Here is a 25,049-nt window from a genome sequence, read left to right as displayed (position 1 = left end):
AAAGGCACAACCCGTAAATTTCCCAAGTGTCGGCAACCAGGCGCACTGGTTAAGTGGTGGCAGGCGCCGCTTCATGAGAGCACCAAAGCCAAAGCAATGGGCCGACCGCGAGGTCCAGCAATTGTCCAAGCTGGCCCGGGCAGGAGCTGGCGTATCGAAGATAGCTGCCAAGCTGGGCCGCCACGCCGGATCAGTGAGGCGAATGGCGCGAACGATGGGAATACTGTTGAAGAAGTAGCCGTCGAGGGACCTCGTATGCCCCGCCAGAATGAGCGCAGCGCGGCTGACCTACAGCCCAAAACCGCGGCTAATCTCCCGCACAAGCCTGAACGCCGCGTCAGTATTTCGGCCGTAAAAGAACGCCTGATCGAACTGGGAGAGAATGCTCATCCCAAATAGCGCGATAGCAATGCCTCTAAACATGGTTGTGGACCGGGTTGAACGATGCAGCGCAAGTTCAAACGGCCCCAGCCGCAGGTTGGGAGGACAGCCGGGGCCGGCATTCCCATTCCATGTGCCGCAATCGGCGGTAATCGGCACGCTCCCAGCTAGCCACATGAAAGCTAACGAACTGTTTCGAAGGACCCGAATTCGGATCGAAGCGCTTCGATGTCGAATACGCGTGCTTCGTAGCGCAACATAGCCAGCGTCGCCCGTAATTGTACGGAGCCCGAAGTGAAGCCATTGCCGTTGCGTGTCGCCCATCTTTAGCATCTACTTCAGATTGATTTTATGACGATCCAATTTTTCAGACGAGGGCGGCCCTTGAGCGTCAAAGCATGATGGCGACCATTCTTCAAGACCAGATGACGTTGCGCGGCGTGCACTCAATGACACGATCTGACTATGAAGAGATCGTGGACCTTTTGGTCGAGCAGCTCAGAGAGCTGGAGCTTAGCTGCGCGAGAATTAGCCGACAAGCGCGAGCGATAGTTGCTAGCCGCACCACGATCTGCGCGGTGGACAGCGCGCCGCGCTGCACACGTAGCGCTCCGCAAGCCCCTCGCTGATCATGATCTGCCCCACGTCGCGTCCGTCAACCAGTAAACTCCGCATAGGCGCCCATAGTTGCAGAGCTTGGTGCCCTCCTGACCCGGCTTGCAGGCGCATGCGACGCGGCTTAGGCGCGCCCGTTGGGCGGCAACGCCGGCACTCAGATGGGCGGTTGGTTTCGGAAGGAGATCAACAGCCTGGAAGACCTCAGCGGGCTTAAAATGCGGATTGGCGGCTGGGCCGGCAAAACGCTTTCCAAGCAAGGCACGGTCCCGCAGCAGATCGCGGGCGGAGACATCTATCCGGCATTGGAAAAAGGTACTATCGATGCGAGCGAATGGGTCGGGCCCTACGACGACGAGAAGCTCGGCTTCTACAAGGTCGCCAAATACCACTATTTCCCCGGATGGTGGGAAGGTGGTACGGCGCTGCACTTCTTCATGAAATTAGGCAAATGGGACGCCCTGTCGTAGATGGCGAGCAAGTGTTGCACCGAGAAGCAAAGCGTCGTTTCGCCATTACCGAACGAAGATGGAGAGTTGCTTTCCTGCGCAGTCGTCGAAGACGGACCAATGCATGCTCTTTACGCCGAATGGCAGCCCGTCTCGATAGCTTCGTCTGACCGGGATCTCGAAATCTGCGCATGCACTACGGTGGCATCGTCCATACGCATGCATTTCCTTGTCACAAGAACGGATCCACTCGCGTCGATCGTTGGGATAAGACGCACGCCGACATTCGACCGCCCCATTGGCGCAAATTGACTGACTCACGCTAGCTAGGCGCGCGGTCCGCGCCCAACGCTGAACGAGATGTCATTTCCATCACCTGCCGCAGAACTACGCGGTTCTTCAGAACCGCGAGGGTCTCGCGCGCAGATAACTCGTCAAACAGCTCCTCGAAGCTGTCGCTGTCCTCGATCTTGGCGCGGGCAATCGCGAGATCGACATCGATCGTGCCAGATTTTCGGCGCGGCGGCGGCAGCGATTCGATGTGTCGCCACAACAGCGCAGGGTTCCGTCGCAGCTCGTCGAGCGCGGCGGGCGCCTCGGTGAAGCCGGACGAGGCAAGCTCCCTCGCCCTAACCAATACCTCAGGCGAGAGATTGTCCTCCGGCGTCGCAAACAGCCGTCCTATTCTCGTTGGCGACGAGGTAACGATTCCGATGGGAATGGCGAGCGCGAGACCGATAATCACCGGAGACATCCAGAGCAGCAACGGCACGGAGGTTGCGAAGGCACTGACCGCCATCACGATCCCACACAGCGTCGGGACTGTGAACTTGCGGCAAATCTCGTCCCGCGTGAGGCCGCCGTTGCTGCGCCGCTGAACCTGCCAGCCTCCATCCCGACCAACCAGAATCTCTGCCACCGCCGTGGACTGAAAGATCATCATTGATGGCGCGATCAGCGCCGCCAGCAGGGTCTCCGCGACCACTGCCACCAAAACGCGAGTACCGCCACCAAAGGCACGCCGTTCCTCCCGGTGGGCGACCATGACGAGATAGGCCAGCTGGTTCTTTATCCAGCTGTATCGCTGGTTTCCATCAATCCTGCAGGTTCTCGCGATCATTAAGCCCGAGACCCTCGTGCGTTGGCATAGGGTCGGCTTTCGGCACTACTGGCGCTGGAAATCGCGGTCGTCAGGAGGCCGACCGCGGATCAACACCGAGCTGCGCGTGTTGATCCGGCGGATCAGCGTCGAAAATCCGCTTTGGGGTGCGCCGCGCATTCACGGCGAACTGCTCAAGCTCGGGTTCGAGGTCGCGCAGCCGAGCGTCGCCAAGTACATGGTGAAACGACGGGAGCCGCCCAGCCAGGGATGGCGGACCTTCCTGCGCAACCACGCGCCGGAGATTGCCGCCATGGATTTCTTCGTGGTCCCGACGATCGGTTTCGACCTGCTCTATGCCTTTGTCATCGTCCGGCTAGACCGTAGAGACCTCATCTGGATCAACGTCACGGCAAATCCCACGGCCGAATGGGTTGCACGTCAGATCACCGAGGCATTTCCCTGGGATGAGGCTCCGCACTTCCTCATCCGAGATCGCGACCGGATCTATGGCAGCGTCGTCACGCGCCGATTGCGCGCCATGGGCATCCGGGACAAGCCTACCGCACCGGGTTCACCTTGGCAGAATGGCTTTGCCGAACGGCTGATCGGGTCGATCCGCCGCGATTGCCTGGATCACATGGTCGTTTTCGGCGAGGCCCATCTCCGCCGGATCCTGCGATCCTACGCACGCTATTACAACGACCTCAGAACGCATCGATCATTGGATAAAGATGCACCGGTCTCTCGCCCGGTTCAACGGACCGGGAGCATCAAATCGTCCCCGATCCTTGGCGGTCTCCATCACCACTACGCCCGTGTTTAGTTTTCGGTACACACAGGTGTTTTCTTTCCATTAGCTCAGCGCCTTACGCCCTATTTGGGCCGCAACGGATCAGACATTCGAATGGCGAAATCAAAATCAGTTTGATTGTTCAACTATTTCAATCCGCATTTGGAAAAAGCGGCGTGGGGCGACCCGCCCTTTTCTCGCCGCCATCATCATTCAGGAACGTGCAGGGGGCGGGCTCCTCCAGGGGGCAGTTCCTGAAGGTTCTGCGTGATCATCCGACCTTTGCTGCAACACGAAGTGATTGCGTCTCGCCGTGCACTCCTTGGCGGGCTTGCGTCCTCAGCCTGCGTTGTCGCGCTGGGCGGATGCGCCAGCTTGGGTGCTACCGGCGCACGCTACGACGCTTCGTCGCTCTCGGTGGACCCTACATTGCTCGTCGCAACCACGCGCAAGCCAGTGAACGGCGGCCGGGCGAAGCCGTGGTTCGGGCCGGAGCGGGCTTCTACGATGACCGTCGCACGAGCGAAGCTCGTGCCGCCTGGTGACAGCCGTTTTTCTCTGGCTGCAGCCGGGCTTGGCGATTGGCGTCTTGATGGGGTCGAGCCGATGTCGGGCGAGGTCAGCAGTTTTGTCGCGCAGGCCGACGGCGGACCAGACGTCCTGATCTACGTGCACGGCTTCAAACAGACGTTCGAGACAGCGGCGCTCGATGCCGCGCATCTCTCCGATGGCATCAGGTTCCGCGGCCAGACGATGGTATTCTCCTGGCCCTCGAAGGCTGGACTGTTCGACTACGCCTATGACCGCGACAGCGCAATGTGGTCCCGCGATGGCTTCGAACGCGTGCTCCAGTCTGTCGTGGCGAGCTCAAGCGCCGGCCGCGTCCACATCGTCGCGCACAGCATGGGCACCATGCTGACGCTCGAAAGCCTGCGCCAGCTCTATGCGCGATATGGTGACACCGTTGCGGGTAAGATCGGGGCCGTGGTGTTCGCCGCGCCGGACATCGACATGGACGTGTTCTCGTCGTCGATCAACCGCATCGGTCCGCTTTCGCGCAAGATCACCGTCATCGCCGCGACGAACGACCGCGCGCTGGCGTTGTCGGGGCAAATCGCTGGTGGGATGACACGGGTCGGCGCTGCCGAGAAGACCGCCATCGAAGGGCTCGGGGTGCGCGTGGTCGATGCTTCCGAGGCGGGCTGGGGCGTTATCAACCACGACCTATTCCTGTCGAATGCGGAGGTGCGCCAGGTGATACGCCACTCAATTGATGCGGTGGCCGCGTGAGTCCGGCGTGGCGGAAACGATATCGCGGAGTTTCTGCTGGCCGCGATGTCGCGTTCGGTGGCTTCATCACGGTGCTCCCATGCACGGGACTTGTTCCCGGTTCCCAAGTTTCCCCAGCCGGTTTCCGGGAACACATCCTTGGCGCCCGCTTTGATACGGCGGAGGCATCATGAACCGCGTTTGGTACTCACCGATTTTCGTGATCGCGCTCGTCTACTTCATCATCGACGGCATCTTTTCCTATGTCACGCGGCCGATCACAGCATGGATTGCCAGACAGAGGCTGCTTGAGCGCGTACGGCTCTGGATCACTTCCTTGCCGCCATATCCTTCGCTTGCCCTTTTTGCGGTGCCGGTGCTCATCCTCGAGCCGGCCAAACCGTTGAGCGGCTATTTGATCGGGACCGGGCATTTCTTCGCAGGCGCGGTCATTTTTATTGCAGCGGAAGTCCTGAAGCTTACCGTCGTGGAACGGCTATTTCAGTTGAACAAGGAAAAGCTGCTGTCGATCCCGGCCTTCGCGTGGGGATATCGGTATTGGCGAGCCATGATGGACATGGTCGAATCTCTCGCAGTTTGGAAGGCGGCAAAAAGGGTAGTTGTTCGGGCCGGAAACGTGTGGCGTGCGGTTTTTTACCGATCCCGAGACGCGCGACGCGAACCAGGCCCGCATGACGCGCGGATTGTCCGCTCGCGAGCTGGCTGACCGATATCAAGGGCGCGCTTCGTGGGTCGCCAATTGTGCTGCTGAACTGTTCAGTCACGTAGGAGATGCTGGCGCGCCGGCGTATCGCCTTATTGCCCCGGAACTGCGGTACTCTATCAAACGCCGGAGCCACAAACGCATGCAGCGTGGCCTTCACGAGCGCCCCGCCGAAATTCCTACTGCCATCTTGCGATCGGCCCAGCTCTTGATATCGCCGACCGTCAGCATCTTGAGGAACGGATTGGCGTTGACCAGCTTTTCGCGTGTGGTCCGACCCGTCACGTCAGCGGCGGCCATAAGGGACGCAGCATCGGCACTTTCTGCGCCGGACAAGAGCGCCACGGCGCCTGCCGGTCCCGCGAAATGGGCCAGATAGAGAGAACCGGGCGTGATCGGCAGACCGCGCCTGTTCAGCATCGCGGCATACTCCTCGACCAACCGTGTGGCGATCTCTCGCGCAAGCTCGGCATCTCGCCGCAAGTCCAACACTTCCTTGTCGCTGCGGCCCTGGATCAGATCGCGTCGGTGCCTTCGAACGGCTTCGCGCCACGTGTCATCGAGATACTGGGCGGCGCCGGTCGCGCTCGACCGCTTGTTCCTGGCATTCGGGTCACCATTGGACTCGGCTATGATGATGCGCTCGACCAATGCCTTGGCGGTCGTCTTGTCGATCGATTTCCCCTTCAAATGAGCGTCGCGAAACAGGACGAAACCTGCGACGAAAGCCAAGCCTAGCGCCATTCCAAGAGCGAGCGTAATGGACTCCGCCGACAGCCAGTTCCGCGCGGCGACAACCGACCCGCGCTCGTCCGGGCGAGGCGACCGGATTTCGTCGGCACGGCTTGTTTGCCCTGACGCATGCGCGAGGAGCCGCGGGTTGCCGTCGGCCATCTCTCCGATGCAGAAGAATCGTGGGGCTAGGTCTGACATCCCGTTGACAGGTTCAATGCTTTGAATAGGCCATCGAAGACACCTGACCGGCAGGGCTTGACCTCCGCGACCGGTTTGGCGCGCTTGGCATTCGCAATTGCCTTGGAAGTTCCCTGCCCGGGCCGAGGTCTGGGCAGCATGACCGCGGATTTTCCCCCGCTTGCGGTGCGCTTGTGTGGCTCGATGATCTGCAAAGGCTCTTGCGCATCAGTCGCTGTTTGATCCGGCGAAGGCATCGGTTCGCTCGAGGAAACCGGCCGCGGAGGCGCTTCAAATTGCATGTGCGGGGTATCGAGCCGGTCTGCCGTCGTCAGCGTATCGTGTGAGGCGCGTAACCCGACGGTCGCCTGAACGGGCGGCTCGTTCACAGGCTTTGTCATGCGCGGCGATGTCTCAAGCTCCATCACCGCGAGTGTACCGAAGCCAACAAGGATGAGAGCGGCTCTCATCTGATTTCACGCTTTCCGAACGAGAAGCCTCGTTCAAAGCCTGCCGGAAATAAGCTCCCGAAAATCGGAGATCAATTGCAAACGTCCAGTAAGGCGGCTTAGCGGCAGAAGTGAACCAGCCGGCGCGGTTACGGGGACAAGATCAGAGACAGGGTTAACGCGGGTCATGCGAACTGGCCTGCTTGAGCAAAGACCGTTGCGGCATCATCAGTCTCGAACCGGCGTGTCCGGAATCATCCTGGAACCGGACCTGCGGCGGAGACGCCGGAATCGGCCAAAATACCCCTTAGGCGACCTCGTCTTCAGCTCCAATTTCCGCTTCGCGCCAATAGCTGCCCTTCCCGCGAGGTCGCGTCTTGCCCCTTTTTGCGGAGTGCTCGCTGGCGCCCAACGACTGGTACCTAAGGCCCCCCTTGAGCTTGCAATATGCTAATTTGAGCAGGCATTCAGCCCGGACGTTGCACAGTGACCGATGGTCGTCACCCGGCATGGACCGAGGAAAGCCGCTTCCGCGGTGCCCTCGACGATGTGATTATCATCCCACTTGTTGTTATCACGCTCGCCACAAACAAAATCCTGCGTTTCGTTCTTTCGATCTTGATGCGGATGCTTGACTACGCCTTCCCTTTGGCAATGCAGATGGTCTGGCTTCCGCTCTTCGCGGCCAAGGTTCTCGGCGATGTCATCGTTACTGTCATAGACGGCGCGGTGCGCTTCCTTCCCCTATCCGAGGCGAAGCGTCGACAGTGGAGTAGATCGATTCGTCGGAACTGGTTGTGGTTCCGGCGGAAGATTAACTATCGGGCGTTCGAGCAAGCCGTACACAATGCCTTTGAAGACGGCATGGCATGGGTGTTCAGAAAATGCCGGCATCTCACGCCGAACACCGCATTGCTCGTGATCCTGTGCGCGGTACTTTGGCTGCCGATCTCTTTCGGAGCTGCAACGGCGATGCACGCGATATTGCTTGCCAAGGTCACGTCCTGGCCAGCCTGGATGCAACTCTTGCATCCGCTCGCAACGGTCATCGCGAAGAGCAAGCTTTTGGTGCTACCGGTCTATCCGGCAGCCTGGCCGCAGGCCAAAAAACATCCACTCGTTCAGCTCGTCTTCAAGGGCTACGAAATCATCAAGCGCGTGTATGTGATCAGAAAAGTCGGCCTTCGCTATCGGCAGGCAGAGATCGCCGGAATCGCGGCGGTTGAGAGGCTCGAGCACACCGCCGGCCTCACATCGGCGGTGAGGTGGTTGCGCGAGGCGCATGTCGCAAAACATTTCCGCGTCGAGAAGCCCACTCAGGAATTGCGTTCGTTCTTCGCGCGATGGTCAATTAAGTTCTCAGCTGAATACTACGAAGCGAAGGAACGGCAAGCCTCAGGCGTCCATCATCAAACAGCAGCAAGCTGCGAACGCTGAGTTGATCATCAATCGCCAACGGCCTCACCGTGCTGCCGCCGCTGCCCGATCTCTCTTCAAAACGGACAGCTGGATCCGCTCTTTCCAAATGGAGCAACGGTGACGGCGATTTGACGAGCAATATCAGTTGGCTGGGGCGGGAGGGATCGAACCTCCGAATGGCGGAATCAACGCGGGCGCCGCCGGCGACAGATCGGCCCGGGCGGGCTCTGCCAGCCTTTAGCTGCGCATCGCGGCGCGGAAGCCGACGAAGCTCAACGCGCTCGCCACGGTGACGGCAATCCAGCTCGCCCAGAACGGCACATCGACGCCATTCAAGGTGACGGACCACCCCATCACAATCCGGATCAACTGCAGAAGCGCGATCAGGGCAAAGATGGCGGCGGCAAGCGTGCAAAAGGTTCTTATGGTCATTGCCCGTCTCCGATGGCACACGAGGACGTGCTCGTCCCCCCGCCCCCCGCAGCCAAAATGGGGAGGGGCCGGCGCGGCGGCCACTCCCCTTAAGCAAGGAAGCGGCTTAACAGAGCCATTCTCGATGTGTTGCACAATCGCCGTTTCGCGACGCCGCGAGTCGGGATCACTTCCGCCTTTGTGCAGGTTTGAGACATGCCGGCTCATCTGCTCATCAGGGATCAACGGAAGTGGCCGGCCTGGGCTCAAAACGGCGCATTTGATCCCTCTCGGACATCCAGTGGCTGAATGCGGGCGGATGTCGCGCTGAACCGTCAGCCGTTGAACGGATTAACCGAGTAGCCTCCTTCACCCGCAATTCGACAGCATCTTCTGGAGTATCGCCTCGACCGACTGCGGCTAAATCCCAAGTTCGGCAAATCCAGGCAAATCCGGCGATGACACGGTGTCGATTTGCATCAGTTCCACTTGATTGCGCGTGAGGAGCGGGCTTGGGAACATTTCGGAGACCCACGCGAGTGCATTCCAGGCGGCAAACGGGATTGGAACCAGTCGGGGCGCAAGTCCAGCCTGGCGCGCAACGGCTCCAAGAAACTCCTCGTAAGAGTAGACGCGCGGGCCACCGAACTCGAAGATTGTTGAAGGCATCTCCGCTTGCCGCATGACCCGGCCAATTGCCTCCGCAACATCCTCCACATGGGCCGGCTGCAATCTGGTCAGGCTGCGCCCAAACATCGGATAGATCGGAAGTCGGCGGAGGAGCTCAAGGATGGTAGTGAGAAACGCATCGTCTGGTCCGAGCATCACTGCCGGGCGGACGAAAAGTGCATCGCCGAAGGCGGACCGGACCGCCAGTTCGCCTTCGCCGCGTTTTCGGATGTAGCGCGATCGTGAGCCGGCATCGGCGCCAATTCCTGAAATGTGAATGAGCCGATCAACACCGGCACGACGTGCTTGAGCCGCGACCCGTTGCGCAGACTCGACGTGAACGGAATGAAAAGTCTCCTGTCCGCGCTCGGCGTAAAGGCTAACCGCGTTTACAACGCCACAGGCGGCGGCAAGCGCATCCGCGACTGACCGCTCGTCGTGAATGTTGGCCCACACTGATTGAAGCTGCGGATCATCGGGACCAAACAGTCTGTGCCCCCGGTCCGGATGCCTTGACACGGCCCGAACAGGAAATCCGTGAGAGCGCAGATGCCGAACGATGCGGCGGCCGAGAAAACCGGTTCCGCCGAACACGGTGACGGTGCGATCGTTCGTTGCCACCATGATTAAGATTCGCCAATTCATGCGAACGGCCGTCCGGATGCTGTGGGCGGCCCGCCGTCAGCTATTGTTTCTTTTCCGGTCCGCCCGGAAGCACAGCTGCCACACCTTCCGGATTGATGTTGAAGGCCAAAAATACCAACGGCTCGTTGCCCGGGTTTCCCCATCGGTGCACGAGCGCGTACGGTTCATAGATCAAGGAACCTGGTCCCCTTGCTTCCGTCTTGCCGTCGATCGTGTTCGCTCCGGTGCCGGAAATAATATAGTACAGAGCCGCTCCTGAGCGATGGTGCGGCGGGTTGGAGGGCATCCGCGCCGGAAATGTAACTCGCGTGAGATTGAGATCATAACCCCCTGGCTGCAGGTCGGGGATTGGAGTCGCGGTCCGATATAGCTCTATCACGGCGGCAGGTGCCGTCTCGACAGGCCGACCCAAATCCAAAGCGGGAGCAAGGAAAAAATGGAGGAAAGTAGATGGCTCTCCGCCGCCCGCCGTTAGCGCCGCGGCTTTTCCGCCAGCGATGAATAGCCCCTCGCCGGCGTTGAGCATTTTAGCCTCGCCATCGAGCGCGACCTCGGTCGATCCTGATAGCTGGTAGAGGATGCCGTCGGCCGCCGAGACGCCGCACTTCTCGTCCGCTTGAAGGGTGATGCTCACCGCTTTGAAATGCAGCGGCACGTCCGTGACGGTCGGCAGTTTGGTTGCAGCGACCACCGTTCGTGTAATTGCCGGTGGAGCGGGCGCGGTTTGTGCGGTCCCGGAGACGGGAAGCGCCATCGCGCCGAGCAACAGTAGTCCGGTTGTCCTGAACTGCATGACTGCCTCCAGGTTCAGCGGGTAATCGGACCACCATACGCTCTCGCAGTACCTCTTGGAATGGCTGGCAGCTTCGAGCGGCTACCGCGCCATTCCAGCCGGCGATCCTGGTATCGGCTCTAGAGAGGTTCTCCGAGTCTAGGATAGCTGCTGCCTTAGAATTGCGAGATCTTAGCGTTCGCTCGATTTTCGAGTTTTTCAAGAGTGTCTGCCAAAAGCGGTACCGGGGAGGCTGACGAGGGTTAAGTCGTCGCCCTCTGCCCGACAAGTGCAAGCTGCCGTTCGGCATCAAAAATGACTCTTGTTCCGAACTGCTGACATTCCCCATCCAGTGTATTCCGGATCCATTCAATGTCCTGCCGCGATGGAATGGAGAGACGAAATTTCTTGATCTGCAGGGGAACCAGTTTGAGCGCATGGAGGTTTCCGTTGGCCGGATCCAGGTCGGCGAAATACATCAACGCCAGGTCGTCACGGTAGCGCTCGTAACTACGGATCCCTTCATAGTCGTTCAGAAAATCACCGCAGCCATAGAGAATGAGACGATCTCGATAGATTTCGATTGCTCTCGGATGATGCGAAGAATGCCCGTGAACGATCGACACGCCCGCCTGATCGATGAGCGCCCGTGCAAAGACCTTCTGCTCGTCCGGAATGTGATATCCCCAGTTGGATCCCCAATGGATCGAAACGACGATGAGATCGCCCGGCCTCCTGAGTGCCATGACCTGGTTGGCGACCTGCAACGCGCTTACCTCGCATAGGTCAGGCAGCAAGTTGACGCCCGGAGCGTCGGGCGTCGCAGCCCACCCGAACGGGATGCCGCTCGATGTCGATCCGAACGAGAAGATCAGGAGCCTTGCTTTGGCAAGGTTCAACACTGCAGGTGCGCGCGCTTCGTGATCGTTGCGTCCTGCGCCCGTCGCTTTGACGTTGAGTTTCTGCAGAACAGTCAGCGTCTCCAGCAGGCCGGCGCGGCCCCAATCGAGCACATGGTTGTTGGCCAATACACAGCAGTCGATCTTGGCAGCCACGAGACATTCTGCATTCTCGGGGCTCACGCGGTAGTTGATGCCCTTGTTCGCCCGGTCATTGCTGCGGGTCACAGCCGTTTCGAGATTGATGATCCGCGCGTCCGGCTGCATGCGCTCCAATTGGTCCAGTGCAGCGCCCCAAACGTAGGACGACCCGTTGCGCCGCGAAATGGGCCCGTTCGCCTGCCCGGCGAGCAGCACGTAAGTCTCCGCCGTTCGCACGTGGCGTTCGTAAATCTCGGAGCTGCAGGGATGCGCCAGCACCTGGTCGATGCCGCGGCCGCACATGACATCTCCGCATAGAAAGAGCCGCACCGATTTCCGATGCCCAGCCGCCAGATGTCGTTCCTCGGCCATCAATTACCGCCTGGTGCGGTGGATTTGACATTCGCTACCTTGGCTCAGCGAAGCAGTCATGGCGAATGTCAAATCCACCGCACTAGAAGTGATATTGGACACTAGTCTTCGCGTCAGGCGTGAGATCCTCTGAACGCCGTCATCACCTCGGCCAGCATCCGCACCTCGTCTCCCGCATAGCGCGGAGAGAAGTGAAACGGCTCGACGCGGCGCACATTGGCTTGGCGCGCAATTTCTCCTGCAGCCATGGTTGTAAGATGGGCCCGGTTCCTCGCCAATGCGACGTCGGCCTCCGCAAATGCCGCCTCGATGAAGAGAATGTCCGCATTCTGAACGAGCGCTGTGATGGCGGCACGATTGGCCGGCGTGTCGGCGACATCGGTAACATAGGCAATTTTCTGGCCGACAGTGACCGTCAGGAGATCACGCAGGCTGCCAAGCGGGACAAGACGATCGTCCGAGGTCGCCGATCCGTCGATACGGATCAAATGATCGTCCGCGCGACGCTCGACAACGGCCTGCTTGAGCGAGCGCAACCACGGACCAACGGGAAGCCCATGCTCCGACAATCGGTTCTTCCAGATGTTCACATGCGCCGCCTCGCGCAGCGCAAAAGCAAGGCAGGGCGTGCCGTGTTCGAGGATCGCGGCTGACACGCGATGTGTCGGTTCGTCGCAGAGGACGCCAGCAAGGGTTTTGCGTGAGACTAACGGCTCCGCGGCAAAGGCCCGCCTCAGCCGGAACCGCGTGGTAGACATGGAATTCTGCGTTTCGAGTTCGCTCACAGCGAAAACGAGATCGCAAGGATAATTTTCGACCAGATTCCACCGATAGGCCTGAAGTTTGTGAAAGACGCGCTCGGCGAAGCCGGCCGGGCCGTAAAGCTGTACTGTTTTCTCGTGTCCCACGAGCAAACGGAGCAGATGATCAAAGCCAACGAAATGGTCGATATGCGCATGCGAGACGAAGATTTGGTCGACGCGTCGTATCTTCCGCGCTGACAGTGAGGCGATTTCTCCGACATCGAACAGCAGACTGTGCTTTTCGAACAGCGTCTCCACATAGACCGTCGGGTCTCCGCAGCGACCGTTGACAAGGCTCGGATTGAAGATGGGGCGCATGGCAGTCTATTCTGCAGCGGGTTTTTCACGCATTTCGGGCGTCACTCTGCCTCCACTGCCCAAGGATACCCTTTTACACCGGGTTGAGTTTGGGCATGCCCAACGAATTCCCGATTTGAGCAGACATTACTGATTCCGCGCTGGGCAAAATCAAGCTATACCGCCGCGATCCGATCGCGCTCGCGGGCGATGTCGTCTGCGAACCTCATCCTCAGCGCAGCCGATCTAGTCCGAACTTCCCCTTGAGTAGCGACGTAAGCATTTGAGCTGGCGTGTAATTCCAGCGGGCGTGACGGCGCGTCTGCCTACATTATGGGGCGATAGGAATGCCGAGCCGATTGAAGACGTCTTGTTGTAGTGGGGTTGGACTTGTGAGCATAGCGGCCGGGGCGTCCTGACCGATGCGAACGATGTTGCGTGTGAGCGTGGCGAGATCCTGCAACAGCGTTCGAAAGCTGTGCACGGGCCGGCCATCGTGGGTGTGCTTGCGATTAGCCTTGGTTCTGGCCGCGGCCGAGACTCTGGCCTTGGCGACGGGCGAGACGCGCGCGGCGTCGGCGGCCTCGCGGTCGTGATCGTCGAACAGGATCGGGGCCAGCGCGCGGCGCATGTGCCAGACGATGTAATAAGCGAGCATGCAGAGGAAGACGTGGGCGCGCACGCGGCCAGCGAGGCGATGGTGGATCGGGCGCACCTCCAGTTCGACGGTCTTGATGGTGCGGAAGGCGCGTTCGACCTGGGCCAGGCTCTTGTAGGCACGCACCGTGGCGGCGGTGTCGAGGTTCTCGGCCGGCACGTTGGTCCGTAGCACATAGAAGCCGTCGAGCGACGCTTCGTTGGCGATGGCATCCTCGATCCGACTGAAGTCGAACGAAGTGTCGGTGATGGCGAGGTGGAAGTGCTTGGCCATCTTACGCTTGCCCAGCACGGCGCCGACCTTCAGACCGATCTCATCCTCGCCGCGCAAGGGGTTGCGCTGACGCTGCACGGCGGCCTTGACGCGGGCGAGATCCTTCTCGGTCGCCGCCAGCAACTCGCCGCGCTTGCGCCGACGCTCGTCGGCCAGATCCGGGTTGCGGCACACGATCAGGCGCTCGCCGGGGAAGTCGGGGGACGTGATCTCGGCCATATCGCGATCGTCGAACAGCGACAATTGCAGCGGGCCGCCGTCCTCGGCGAGCTTGCGGATCGCCGGCGCCCGCAGAGCGGTGATCCAATCGAGCCCGGCCGGCATCAGATCGGCTTCGATACGGGCGCTGGTGATCATGCCGCGATCGCCGACCAGTACCACACGCGACAGCTTGAAGCGGGCCTTCAGTTTGTCGACTTGCGCGGCCAGCGTGCTCGGGTCGGCGGTGTTACCTTCGAACACCTCCACCGCCACCGGGCAGCCGTCGGCGGCGCACAGCAAGCCGAACACGATCTGCAGCTTGTCGGAACGACCGTCGCGGCTGTAACCATGCCGCGCCAATTCGCAATGTCGCCCCTCCAGATAGCTGGAGGTGAGATCGTAGAGCACCAGCGAGCCGTCATGCAGATGGCGCTTGGCGAGCGTCGCCTCGATCCCCGGTTGGGCCGTGCCGAGCAGGTCGAGCGCTTCGTAAAGCTCGTCCTCGTCGACGGCGCTGAGATCGAGCAGTTCGCCCAGCGAATGCGCCGCCGTCGCCTCGCTGAGCTGGCGCGCCGTGGCCAGCTTGGCGGCCGGTTCGATCACCCGTGCCACGATCAAGGCCAAAGCCAGCCTGGCCAACCGTCTGGGCTTGTCCGGGACAAGGCGATGCAGTCCGAGCTGGCGCGCCATGCCGAGCACCGCGGCCACGTGGCCGTGCGGCAGCGAGCGCTCGATCCGCAGTTGCTCGGCCGGCGAGACCAGCTCCTCGCCTTTCAGGACGCGGCGCAGCGCATCGATCTTCTCATCCGGCCAATGCGACAGGTTGGCCAGCGTGCGCGACTTGATCTTGTCGCCCTCGCGATAGCTCTCGCGCAACAGGATCGCGGGCGGTGAGTTGCGGTTGGGAATGCGGGCGACGAACATGCCGGAATCGAATCACGGAAACCTGCCATTCGCAAGCCAAAAATCATCATTTACATGCCTACAAAATCAGCCCGATCCAAACTTCTCAAATCCTCTCAACGCTCTAACAAAAATCCCGAGGGGAAGTTCGGTCTAGTGAGGTCGAGCCCGTCTCTGAGGAACTCGTCAAGCCCGAGCCAATGTCTCCCGCAGCCCGATGGAGAGAGCCATGAAGCTCGTTTCAAGCGCGTTCGCTGACGGAGCAGCAGTTCCACGGCGCTTCACCTGCGATGGAGAAAACCTCTCGCCACCTTTGCAATGGTCGGACGCGCCGGGGGGAACGCGGAGTTTTGTCCTGCTCTGCGACGATCCCGATGCACCTGCCGGCACATGGCACCACTGGGCGGCCTACGATCTTCCGTCGGCAGTCACGGAACTTGCTCTCGGTGCCGCGCAGAACAAGAACATCAAGCAGGCGGTCAACGATTTTCGCAAAATGGGGTATGGCGGCCCGTGTCCGCCCCATGGCCATGGACCTCACCACTACCACTTCCGGCTACTCGCGCTCTCGACCGACCATCTTTCGGCAAAGACCAATGCGTCCTGCCCTGAGGTCGAGCGAGCGGCACGCAAGTACGCCATCGCGGAGGCGACCCTCGTTGGTTGGTATGAGAGATAGTACCGGGAGAAGTGCCGCTCACCCGTGCGTGAAGTCACCGGGTTTCAATCCGAGCGCTTTGACAGCGGCTTCGGGAAGCGTCCCCAACGCTTCGACGCTCTCATTCGGGGCCATGATCGCTGCGACAATTGCTTCGGCCTTGGCAGGATCTCCCTCGGCCACGAAATAGACCGAGCGAAGGGCTGTGCCGCCACCTCGCGGTTCAGTTGTTACCAGGACAACCTGACCATTCGCCATGGTTTGATATACCACCGTGGCAGTGCCGCTTCCATGTCGCATGGAGCCCCATAACCGCAGTGCGGCAGTGCCCCCTGCGCGCCGAGGCGACTCGCCACGGTATTGCAACGTCGCGGCACCAGCACCAAGTGAACTCTGGGGGGCGAAATCGTTCCCGGAGCGAGACCGTGGCCAGCAAACGGGTGGCAAACGAAGGGCTCCCGGTGATCGCGCACTTCGAGGTGCGCCGCCGCAATTACCTCGCGTCAGACGGCTCTATAGACCGGCCGCTCCCTGCGTTCGCCACCGATGCCAAGCTGCTCGTCGGGCTTTATCGGGCCATGGTGCTCCTGCGGCTTTTTGACAGAAAGGCTGTCGCGTTGCAGCGCACCGGCCGGCTCGGGACCTATGCGGTTTCGCTCGGGCAGGAGGCGGTGTCGGTCGGCATCGCGCAATGCGGGAAGAAGACGTGCTGTTGCCCTCCTATCGCGACAATGGCGCGCTTATCTGGCGTGGCATCAAACTGGAGGAGATATTGCTGTTTTGGGCGGGGACGAACGGGGCAATCGCTTCTCCGGACCGGTCCACGATTTCCCGTTCTGCGTTCCCGTCGGATCACAGGCACCGCATGCTGCAGGCGTCGCCTATGCGTTCAAGCTGCGGAGGGAACCGCGTGTCGCCGTTTGTATGTTCGGCGACGGCGCCACCTCGAAAGGCGATGTTTACGAAGCGATGAATTTTGCCGGTGTGCACAAATTGCCGGTCGTGTTCGTCGCCACCAACAACCAGTGGGCTATTTCGGTGCCGTTGCGACTGCAGACTGGCTGCGAAACGCTGGCGCAGAAGACCATCGCCGCCGGGTTCGCTGGCGAGCAGATCGATGGGTGTGACGCGGTGGCGGTGCGTGCCGCAGCTGAGGAGGCCATTGCCGCAGCCCGCGACGGCAAAGGCCCCCGCTTCATCGAGGCGGTCACCTATCGGCTCGGCGATCATACAACTTCCGATGATGCATCACGCTATCGCTCGGCCGACGAAGTACAAGCTCATTGGAAGGAAGAACCGATAACGCGCTTGAGGACCCATCTTGTTGGCCAAAAAATGTGGACCAAAGCGGACGAGGACCAGCTTGCCGCCGAGTGCCATGAGCGCATCGAAGCGGCGGTCGAACGCTATCTGACAATGGAGCCGCGTCGACCCGAAACCATCTTCGATCACCTGTATGCCGATCTGCCCGAGGCCTATGCCGTGCAACGCCGGGAACTCGCGGGAGAGAACGATGCCTGAGGTAACCTTGGTCGAAGCCGTCAATCTGGCGCTTGCCCGCGCGATGGGGGATGATCCGGGTGTACTCGTTCTTGGCGAAGATGTCGGCGTCGATGGAGGCGTTTTCCGCGCGCCCGTGGGCTTGCAAAAGCGCTTTGGATCGGAGCGCGTCCTCGTACGCCGCTTGCCGAACTCCTCATCAGCGGGCTCTGCGTCGGCATAGCGGTGCAGGGGCTAAAACCAATCGGCGAGATCCAGTTCATGGGATTTCTTTATCCTGCTTCGACCAACTCGTGAACCACGCATCCCGCATGCGCAATCGCACCCAGGGACGGCTCATCTGTCCCATGGTCCTGCGCACTCCGCATGGGGCCGGCATTCGCGCGCCCGAGCATCATTCGGAAAGCATGGAGGCGATGCTCGCCCATATTCCTGGCTTGCGCGTCGTGATGCCTTCCTCGCCGGAACGCGCCTACGGACTTCTGCTCGCAGCGATCCGGAATCCTGATCCAGTGGTGTTTCTGGAGCCAACCCGCCTTTACCGCGCGGCGAAAGGCGAGGTGGAAGATGATGGCGAAGCCTTGCCGCTGGATCTCGCCTTTGTCCTGCGGGAGGGGCGCGACATCACGCTGATCAGTTGGGGCGCCACGCTGAACGAAACCATGGCGGCTGCCGATGCACTCTCGGCCGAGGGCATCGCCGCCGAGGTTATAGATCTCGCCACGCTCAAGCCCTATGATGAAGATACCCTGCTTGGTTCGGTCGCAAAGACCGGGCCTTGCGTCATCGTGCACGAGGCGGCACGCACCGGGGGATTCGGAGCCGAGATCGCAGCACTTATCGCGGAGCGCGGCCTGTCCTTTCTGCTTGCGCCCGTGACCCGCGTCACCGGCTACGATACGGTCGTCCCGATGGCACGCCTCGAGCAACACTACATGCCTTCGGTCGAACGTATCGTGACCGCCGCCCGCAAGGTTTGCCAGTTCAGCTAGATTCCAACGGACTGTGTCCCATGCACCAGTTCACGCTGCCCGATCTTGGGGAAGGTCTTGAAGAGGCGGAGATCGTCAGCTGGTATGTCAGCGAAGGCGATCACGTCGTCACAGATCAGCTGCTCCTATCCGTCGAGACCGACAAGGCGGTCGTTGAGATACCGTCACCATCAAACGGACGCATCGCGCACCTGTTTGGCACCAAGGGCGATATCGTGAAGGTCGGCATGCCGCTCGTCGAATTTGCCGAGGGCGCCGAACCGGACACCGGCACCGTTGTCGGCGAACTCGGCGGCGGCGAAGCTGCGCAGGCCGTAGGAATCCCTTCTGCGCGCCCCACCGGGCAGGATCTCAGGGTGTTTCCGGCAGTGCGCGCGCTCGCGAGCAAACTCGGCGTTGCCCTTGACCTCGTCGACGGCACGGGATCCGGCGGCACCATCACGCGGGCCGATGTCGAACGGGCTGCCAAGAGCATGTCCCATAGTGGACCAGCCGAGCCCCTGCGCGGTATGCGGCGCGCGATGGCGCAACGCATGGCGGCATCCCATGCCGAAATCGCCCCCGCCACTGTCACCGATGACGCCGACATTGACGATTGGCGGCAAGGCGAGGACGTGACGATCCGGCTGGCGCGGGCCATCGCCGCCGCCTGCAAGGCTGAGCCCGCGCTCAATGCCTGGTATAATTCCGCGTCCGGCGAACGGCGTCTGATCGAGCGCATTGATCTCGGCATCGCCGTCGACACCGAGGGCGGCCTCATCGTTCCCGTGTTGCGCAACGTCGCTGAGCGGGGCATACCGGATTTGCGGGCAGGACTCGACCGCCTGCGGGCTGACGCGATCGCGCGCTCGATACCCCCGGAGGAGCTACGCGGCGCCACGATTACGCTGTCGAATTTCGGGATGATCGGCGGGCGGTTTGCGAATCTGATCATCGTGCCGCCGCAAACGGCAATCGTAGGCGCTGGCCGGATCTCCCAACGGGTCGTCGCGCATCGGGGCCAGCCTGCGGTGAGACGCACGCTGCCGTTGTCGCTCACCTTCGACCATCGCGTCGTGACGGGCGGCGAAGCCGCACGCTTCTTGGTCGCGCTCACGTCAGATCTTGAGCGGATTTCGTGAACCAGCAGTTCGACGCGAATCGTGGAGCGATTGGAGCACGATCATGAAGACCTTGTTGCAGCTCGTGCTTTCCATTGTTGCCGTCGCGCAGGAAGCGACCGCGCAGGACGTAGAATGTGTCCGCGAGCGCGCCGCCATGGTCGAAACCATCCGGGCCTATGCCTGGTCCGACAACGGCGCCTTGGGACAGCAGGGTTTGTTGGAGAGAGTCCTGGAGGCCATGGGGCGAACGAAACGGCATCTGTTCATATCCGAGCGATCTTGCTCCATCGCATACGCGGACAGGCCGGTTCCGATCGGCTTCGGCCAGACCATATCGCAGCCGTACATCGTGGCCTTGATGACGCAGTTGGCCGAGGTCGCACCCGATCATGTTGTGCTCGAAGTCGGTACGGGTTCGGGCTATCAGGCCGCCGTCCTTGCGCGCCTGGCGCGAAAAGTTTGCACCATCGAGATTGTCCCGCCATTGGCCGAGGCCGCCGCGAAAACACTTAAGGACCTCGCGTATGACAACGTGAGCGTCAGGCTTGGCGACGGCTATGGCGGCTGGCCCGAATGCGGTCCTTTTGACGCCATCGTCGTGACGGCCGCGCTCGGGCAAATACCGCCGCCGCTGATTGAGCAGCTTAAAGTGGGTGGCCGGCTCGTCATGCCGGTGGGGCCCGCTTACACCAGTCAGCAGCTCACGGTCGTCGAAAAAATCGCGCCTGGCAAGACGACAACGCGCGCCGTCGCCCTCGTGCGGTTTGTGCCCTTTACGCGCTCACAAGACTAAAAGCCGGTAGCGGTCCAGTTCTTGAGGAGTAGGACTTGGGGGGCGCTATGTGGCTCGAGCCTTGCGGGAATGCACGTTTGGAATGGCAACAAATGGCGCGGAGGCGAAGATGGTCGGAAACCGCATAAGGTCCGCTGTAGAGGGTGGACCGGACTCGCGCTGTCACCAATTCGTGACACGCTAATCGAAGGCTTCAGCCACTTCGTTACCTCCATGACTGCTCCGATGCTTCCGGCTGGAGCGGTTGCCGGGTGGGGTTTGCACCCACTGGAAAGCGCCGCCTTTGCACGGCGCACACCCAACTCGGACATTGCCGGGCAGTTCGGCGATAGTGGTATCGGATCGGCGAAGATCACTTCGTCATCCACAAAAGCCATCGGGCGGGAAACATTGGTTCTACTGGTACGTGGCCGGAGCCGTCCTTTCGCTCGTCGTTTATCTGATCATGTCTGAGACGTGCTCGAAATCACTACTCGACGATGCGAAAGCTGATTGTTCTGCACCCACAGCAGATCTTTCAAGCCCTGCGCAGCAGTCAACGCTGAAATTTAGCGCCGGCGTTCGGCCGGTGGAGCGTGGCGTGACTGGGGTCCATCACGTAGGGTGCTGCCGCGCGCGGAGATGTCAACCGAGGGGCGCCGACGATGACGGGCGGCCGCAGTGGCCTTTCGAAACTCGCTGCCATGGCCAGTGCCATCGATGGCGCAGCGATAAGGCTCGCGAGAATGAGAGCAGTAAGCAACTTGTGCGTCCGCATGGGGATTCCGACAAAGGAGTTACTATGCACAAGCCAACGTAGGCAGCGCGTACGAAAAGTTACCACGTCGACGCTTGCATGACTGATGCGACGTCCGACCATCGGCCTGGGACTAACATAATATCGCAATGTCGCCTTTTGGCAGCGGTCACTCCGTGAACCTCATTCGATCCGCCAATCGAGCGTGTGTGTGTGTGTCGGACTAGACCGAAGTTTGCGCTTGGTTTGACCTGAAAGACGAATCCTTTCGGGCGGATGGGCGGAGAGTAGTTTGCAGTTTGTATCCATGTAACGGGGATTCCCAAATCAGTCGAGATGTGATTCGATTTGGGAATGTTCATCGAGACGATTCCCAATCGAGGCTCGCCGCCTGCGGTGCTGTTGCGGGAGGCGTATCGCGACGAGCATGGCCGCGCGCAGAAGCGGACCTTGGCCAATCTGAGCAAGCTGCCGGTGGATTTGATTGGCGGACTGAAGGCTCTGCTCAAGGGCGGCACGGTGATTGGCACCGGACCGGACGAGATTCAAATCGAGCGCTCACTGCCTCACGGCCATGTTGCAGCGGCGCTCGGGACGATCCGCAGAATTGCACTGGATCGGCTGATTTTAAGCACGACGAAGGATGAGGCATCGCGACGCCATTACGATCTGGTGGTAGCCATGATCGTTGATCGGTTGATTGCGCCACGCTCGAAGCTTGGCTTTGTACGGGCGGTGGATCAGGAGACGGCAATCTCCAGCCTCGGATCGGTTCTGCGCCTGGGCAAGGTGAAGGAGCGCGAGGCCTATGAGGCGCTCGATTGGCTGGTCGAGCGCCAGGCGCGGATCGAGACCGGCTTGGCGCGGCGACATCTCCAGGACGGCGTGCTGGTGCTCTACGACGTCAGCTCGTCCTACTTTGAGGGCCGCTGCTGTCCGCTGGCGCGCTATGGCCATAGCCGCGATCACCGGGGCGACCGGCCGCAGATTGTCTACGGGCTGCTCTGTACGCGTGAGGGGCTGCCGATTGCGGTTGAAGTCTTCGACGGCAACACGGCCGATCCGAAGACGCTGAGTTCTCAAGTCCAAAAGATCAAGGATCGCTTCGGGATCAGCCGTATGGTGTTGGTCGGGGATCGGGGAATGATCACCTCGGCACGCATCCGCGATGATCTCAAGCCGGCGGGCGTCGATTGGATCACCTGCCTGCGCGCGCCGGCGATCCAGGCTTTGGCGGCGGAGAACGGGCCGCTGCAGCTGTCGCTGTTCGATGACCGCGATCTCGCCGAAATCAGCGCCCCTGACCTGTTCCCAGGCGAGCGGCTGATCGTCTGTCGCAATCGCGATCTGGCAGCCGAACGAGCGCGCAAACGCGAGGATCTGCTGGCCGCGACCGAGCACGAACTTGCCCGCGTTCAAGCGCAGGTCCAGCGCAAACACTCTGCGTTGCGCAGTTCCGCCCAGATCGGCATCGCGGTTGGTGCGGTTTTGGACCGCAAGAAGATGGCCAAGCACTTCGACGTCGAAGTGGCCGATGGCTATCTCTCATGGCAGCGACGGATCGAGCAGATCGAGGAAGAGGCTCGCCTCGACGGCATCTACGTCATCCGAACCAGCATACCCGCTGGGCATCTCGACGCTGCAGAGGCGGTTCAGGCCTACAAGGACCTGTCGCGAGTCGAACGCAGCTTCCGGTCCATGAAAACCATCGATCTCGAAATACGGCCGATCCGCCACTGGACGGCACAGCACGTGCGGGCCCATGTCTTCCTGTGCATGCTGGCCTATCACGTCGAATGGCACCTGCGAGAAGCCTTGGCGCCGCTGTTGTTCCACGACACCGACCTTGAGGCCGCCCGGGGAGAACGGACCTCTCCCGTCGCCAAGACCGAACCATCTGAGGCGGCGAAGGCCAAGAAGGCAACAAAGCGATCAGCCGACGGCCATCACGTCATGAGCTTCGATGCGCTCATCGCCCATCTCGGCACGCTGGTCCGAAACACGATGCGCGTGCCCCTTCACACCAAGCATCGCTTCATGCTCCATTCCACACCAACCTCCGTCCAGGAGGCCGCGTTCAAGCTGCTCGATCTTGACCCGCTGCGTGTCCAGTAATTGAAAACACCGACCGTCAACTTATCGAGTCGGATCAATCCCTTGCACACTTCCCAAGCGAAAACTTCGGACTAGACTAAGTCAAACGACGCCGAAGGACTACGGCCCCTTACCGTCAACCGCGACACCTCGGTCGGCCCCTTTGAACTTCGTCCCTTTCAAGTGAAGCGTTCGAAGTCGGAGCCGTAGATAATCGCGGCAACGTCCCGCAAGCGCACAGCATTGCGGTATCATGGCGCGAGAAAGCTGCTCCGCCAGCGTCCGCTGCTACCTCACCGTCACGGGCAGTCGTTTCGTGAGCGGCCGTTGCGCCACGTCAGCAACTTCCTCGACGTGAAGCAACTTTCAACGTCTCCGACGCGCTGCATCGCGGTCTGTCGTTGGTGCTGAACTGACAAGGATGCCCGGAGTGCGGGGCACTCCGGGTCGTGCTTTCTTGCAGCCCGCAATCACCGCCCGGGCGGAACGTAAACTTCCGCACACCGGGAGGCCTTTTCGGCGATGCCCTTGAACTCGCCAAGCGTCCAGGCACGTACCGTTTCGATTTTGGCCACGGCGCCGCTTGCAGCTGCGGCCATTCCAACGGCGACCGCATCCGATCCATCAGCCTGCTCGGTCACGATCACCACGTCATGCGGGCCCGTCGTCATATAGGCCGCTACAAGCTTGCCGCCCGCCTTCTCGACCAGCGTCCGGATCGGATCGGTGCGATCTATCGGCTTATCGATAATGCCCTTGATGCCGGTGTTGGAATACGAGGCGTAGGTGATGAATAAAGGCATTTTCTCCTCCGTTCGAAGGTTGTCTGAAGATGCACTTTAAATTTCGATGCACCCGGAATCCGGGTCTAGATCGATGCCCGCCGACGGCATGCAGGTTGCCATTGAAATATCAAAGGGGAACTTCGGCACGTCCAACTGGCAACTCAAGAAATCACTATATCGCTTCTGCACCGCCAGCACATCAGCCGCATCGTGGTTTAAGTGCAAGTCATGTAATGTCGTTTGCTGCAATGCACGAGTCCGTGCTTGGCCCGAACGGGCCGCCTTCGCGCGCTACGCTTTGCGTCATCTTCACAAACCGCTTCTTACAGCGTCCCGGCGGTGTCGTTCTCGCGCCGCGGCCGGCTTTCGGATAGCGCGATGCAGATGGAGGGCATCGTCTCCAAGAACGTCGCGGCACCAAACCGGTCGGGCCGCAACGAATCCTGGCTGAAGATCAAATGCGAGCGTTGAAGGCAACGTGGTCGAGCCGAAATATGTGGCGGACGTGGAATACCGCGACGTCACTGCGGAAGACTACCTCCGGGCATAGCTCATTCAAGGGCCTGGCGAGGATCGTTGAAAGCAGACCTGACGCGCTGCAATCTTCGCCGCGATCCTGGCGCGTGCTTCGTCGCTTCATCCAGCCACTACAGCTTGTAGCCAATCTTTCGCAGCAGGTCTTTCCGCCACACAATGTCGGCGTCGGCTTCGACACCCAGCGGCGAGGCGCCATCCACCACGCCGAGCACGCCGCGGCCCAGCTCAGTTTGCGCGACGATCACCTGTGTCGGGTTGGCCGTCGCGCAGTAGATGCGGCAGACCTCCGGCACCGCGCGCACCGCAGCCAGCACGTTGACGGGAAAGAAGCCGTCGCCCAGGAAGATCAGGAAAGTGTGGCCGGCGCCGACGGCCAATGCGTTGTCGCGTGCGAGGGTAAGGGCGGCTTCGTCATTGCCCGACCAGCGCACCAGCCGCTTACCGGAGGCCTCGCAGAAGGCCAATCCGAAGCGGATGCCCGGAACCGCGCCCACCAAGGCCTCGTGGAGGTCTTCCACGGTCTTGATGAAATGCGACTGGCCGAAGACGAAGTTGGCGGCGTCCGGCTTGACGATGGGCACCACGGTGAGTTCCATGGCTGCGCTCCTTCAAGGTAGGAAACCCAATTCATGGTAGGCCACCGGAAGGCGATTGCAAGCCGCCACAGGCGGCCCATTTCACCGGTTGAAAGCGCCGG

The 25,049-nt window shown here is 60.9% G+C and carries 20 protein-coding genes and 3 pseudogenes; 12 read left to right on the top strand and 11 right to left on the bottom strand.

From position 1 onward, the window contains the following. Positions 1-1,130 precede the first annotated feature (1,130 nt). Positions 1,131-1,415 (top strand): annotated as a pseudogene (locus tag IVB18_RS17935) (ABC transporter substrate-binding protein); the annotation flags it as partial. Between the two features lie 352 nt (positions 1,416-1,767). Here the strand turns inward: IVB18_RS17935 and IVB18_RS17930 are convergent. Continuing rightward, the gene (locus tag IVB18_RS17930) at positions 1,768-2,490 is read right to left on the bottom strand and encodes a hypothetical protein (protein ID WP_247990348.1); all 723 of its coding nucleotides are present in this window, start codon (positions 2,488-2,490) and stop codon (positions 1,768-1,770) included. A gap of 91 nt (positions 2,491-2,581) precedes the next feature. On the opposite strand from IVB18_RS17930, the gene IVB18_RS17925 reads away from it, so the two are divergent. The 3 genes from IVB18_RS17925 (at position 2,582) to IVB18_RS17915 (ending at position 5,333) form a co-directional block, all read left to right on the top strand. Further along, positions 2,582-3,370 carry an integrase core domain-containing protein gene (locus IVB18_RS17925; protein WP_247990347.1) on the top strand — a complete coding sequence of 263 codons (789 nt, stop codon included), beginning with the start codon at positions 2,582-2,584 and terminating at the stop codon, positions 3,368-3,370. Positions 3,371-3,604: 234 nt separating this feature from the next. Next, the gene (locus tag IVB18_RS17920; protein WP_247990346.1) at positions 3,605-4,627 is read left to right on the top strand and encodes an alpha/beta fold hydrolase; all 1,023 of its coding nucleotides are present in this window, start codon (positions 3,605-3,607) and stop codon (positions 4,625-4,627) included. A gap of 169 nt (positions 4,628-4,796) precedes the next feature. Further along, positions 4,797-5,333: a hypothetical protein gene (locus IVB18_RS17915; RefSeq protein ID WP_247990345.1), complete on the top strand. Its 537-nt coding sequence runs from the start codon at positions 4,797-4,799 to the stop codon at positions 5,331-5,333. A gap of 153 nt (positions 5,334-5,486) precedes the next feature. Here the strand turns inward: IVB18_RS17915 and IVB18_RS17910 are convergent, their stop codons facing one another. Continuing rightward, the gene (locus tag IVB18_RS17910; RefSeq protein ID WP_247990344.1) at positions 5,487-6,062 is read right to left on the bottom strand and encodes a lytic transglycosylase domain-containing protein; all 576 of its coding nucleotides are present in this window, start codon (positions 6,060-6,062) and stop codon (positions 5,487-5,489) included. Between the two features lie 1,115 nt (positions 6,063-7,177). Between IVB18_RS17910 and IVB18_RS17905 the strand changes: the two genes are divergently transcribed. Then, complete coding sequence (locus IVB18_RS17905; protein ID WP_247990343.1) at positions 7,178-8,128, top strand: hypothetical protein; 951 nt, start codon at positions 7,178-7,180, stop codon at positions 8,126-8,128. A 219-nt stretch (positions 8,129-8,347) separates the two neighbouring features. On the opposite strand, the gene IVB18_RS17900 is transcribed toward IVB18_RS17905, so the two are convergent. The 6 genes from IVB18_RS17900 to IVB18_RS17875 all read right to left on the bottom strand — a co-directional run bounded on the left by IVB18_RS17900 (position 8,348) and on the right by IVB18_RS17875 (position 15,175). Beyond that, a complete protein-coding gene (locus IVB18_RS17900) occupies positions 8,348-8,542 on the bottom strand; it encodes a hypothetical protein (RefSeq protein ID WP_247990342.1) in 195 nt (64 codons plus the stop codon). Between the two features lie 399 nt (positions 8,543-8,941). After that, positions 8,942-9,814 carry a complex I NDUFA9 subunit family protein gene (locus IVB18_RS17895; protein WP_247990341.1) on the bottom strand — a complete coding sequence of 291 codons (873 nt, stop codon included), beginning with the start codon at positions 9,812-9,814 and terminating at the stop codon, positions 8,942-8,944. A 61-nt stretch (positions 9,815-9,875) separates the two neighbouring features. Then, a complete protein-coding gene (locus IVB18_RS17890; RefSeq protein WP_247990340.1) occupies positions 9,876-10,628 on the bottom strand; it encodes a cupin domain-containing protein in 753 nt (250 codons plus the stop codon). Between the two features lie 242 nt (positions 10,629-10,870). Then, positions 10,871-12,019 carry a CapA family protein gene (locus tag IVB18_RS17885; protein WP_247990339.1) on the bottom strand — a complete coding sequence of 383 codons (1,149 nt, stop codon included), beginning with the start codon at positions 12,017-12,019 and terminating at the stop codon, positions 10,871-10,873. Between the two features lie 113 nt (positions 12,020-12,132). Further along, positions 12,133-13,140, bottom strand: coding sequence for an MBL fold metallo-hydrolase (locus IVB18_RS17880; protein WP_256476954.1), 1,008 nt, complete (start codon positions 13,138-13,140; stop codon positions 12,133-12,135). 310 nt (positions 13,141-13,450) lie between these two features. Next, the gene (locus IVB18_RS17875) at positions 13,451-15,175 is read right to left on the bottom strand and encodes an IS1634 family transposase (protein ID WP_247983724.1); all 1,725 of its coding nucleotides are present in this window, start codon (positions 15,173-15,175) and stop codon (positions 13,451-13,453) included. Between the two features lie 208 nt (positions 15,176-15,383). On the opposite strand from IVB18_RS17875, the gene IVB18_RS17870 reads away from it, so the two are divergent. Next, the gene (locus tag IVB18_RS17870; RefSeq protein ID WP_247990337.1) at positions 15,384-15,833 is read left to right on the top strand and encodes a YbhB/YbcL family Raf kinase inhibitor-like protein; all 450 of its coding nucleotides are present in this window, start codon (positions 15,384-15,386) and stop codon (positions 15,831-15,833) included. 18 nt (positions 15,834-15,851) lie between these two features. Here the strand turns inward: IVB18_RS17870 and IVB18_RS17865 are convergent, their stop codons facing one another. Beyond that, positions 15,852-16,070 (bottom strand): hypothetical protein, encoded by a 219-nt coding sequence (locus tag IVB18_RS17865; RefSeq protein WP_247990336.1) that lies wholly within the window; start codon positions 16,068-16,070, stop codon positions 15,852-15,854. Positions 16,071-16,503: 433 nt separating this feature from the next. Here IVB18_RS17865 and IVB18_RS51480 point away from each other — a divergent pair. The 6 genes and pseudogenes from IVB18_RS51480 to IVB18_RS17835 form a co-directional block, all read left to right on the top strand. After that, positions 16,504-16,548 (top strand): annotated as a pseudogene (locus tag IVB18_RS51480) (hypothetical protein); the annotation flags it as partial. A gap of 44 nt (positions 16,549-16,592) precedes the next feature. Next, complete coding sequence (locus tag IVB18_RS17860; RefSeq protein WP_247990335.1) at positions 16,593-17,333, top strand: thiamine pyrophosphate-dependent enzyme; 741 nt, start codon at positions 16,593-16,595, stop codon at positions 17,331-17,333. Next, positions 17,326-18,304, top strand: a pseudogene (locus tag IVB18_RS51475) (alpha-ketoacid dehydrogenase subunit beta). The gene IVB18_RS17860 and the pseudogene IVB18_RS51475 overlap by 8 nt, the downstream one beginning before the upstream one ends. A 20-nt stretch (positions 18,305-18,324) precedes the next feature. After that, positions 18,325-19,425: a dihydrolipoamide acetyltransferase family protein gene (locus IVB18_RS17845; RefSeq protein ID WP_247990334.1), complete on the top strand. Its 1,101-nt coding sequence runs from the start codon at positions 18,325-18,327 to the stop codon at positions 19,423-19,425. 43 nt (positions 19,426-19,468) lie between these two features. Beyond that, complete coding sequence (locus IVB18_RS17840) at positions 19,469-20,200, top strand: protein-L-isoaspartate(D-aspartate) O-methyltransferase (protein ID WP_247990333.1); 732 nt, start codon at positions 19,469-19,471, stop codon at positions 20,198-20,200. A 1,090-nt stretch (positions 20,201-21,290) separates the two neighbouring features. Continuing rightward, a complete protein-coding gene (locus IVB18_RS17835) occupies positions 21,291-23,051 on the top strand; it encodes an IS1634 family transposase (protein WP_247983291.1) in 1,761 nt (586 codons plus the stop codon). A 449-nt stretch (positions 23,052-23,500) separates the two neighbouring features. Here the strand turns inward: IVB18_RS17835 and IVB18_RS17830 are convergent, their stop codons facing one another. Both IVB18_RS17830 and IVB18_RS17825 read right to left on the bottom strand, forming a co-directional pair. Further along, positions 23,501-23,833, bottom strand: a complete 333-nt coding sequence (locus IVB18_RS17830; protein ID WP_247990332.1) for a GYD domain-containing protein — start codon at positions 23,831-23,833, stop codon at positions 23,501-23,503. A 629-nt stretch (positions 23,834-24,462) separates the two neighbouring features. Beyond that, entirely contained in the window at positions 24,463-24,948 is a 486-nt protein-coding gene (locus IVB18_RS17825; protein WP_247990331.1) for an adenosine-specific kinase, read from the bottom strand. Positions 24,949-25,049 lie beyond the last annotated feature (101 nt).

This window comes from Bradyrhizobium sp. 186, assembly GCF_023101685.1.
GTDB lineage: Bacteria > Pseudomonadota > Alphaproteobacteria > Rhizobiales > Xanthobacteraceae > Bradyrhizobium.
This window is presented reverse-complemented; position numbering and strand designations above follow the sequence as displayed.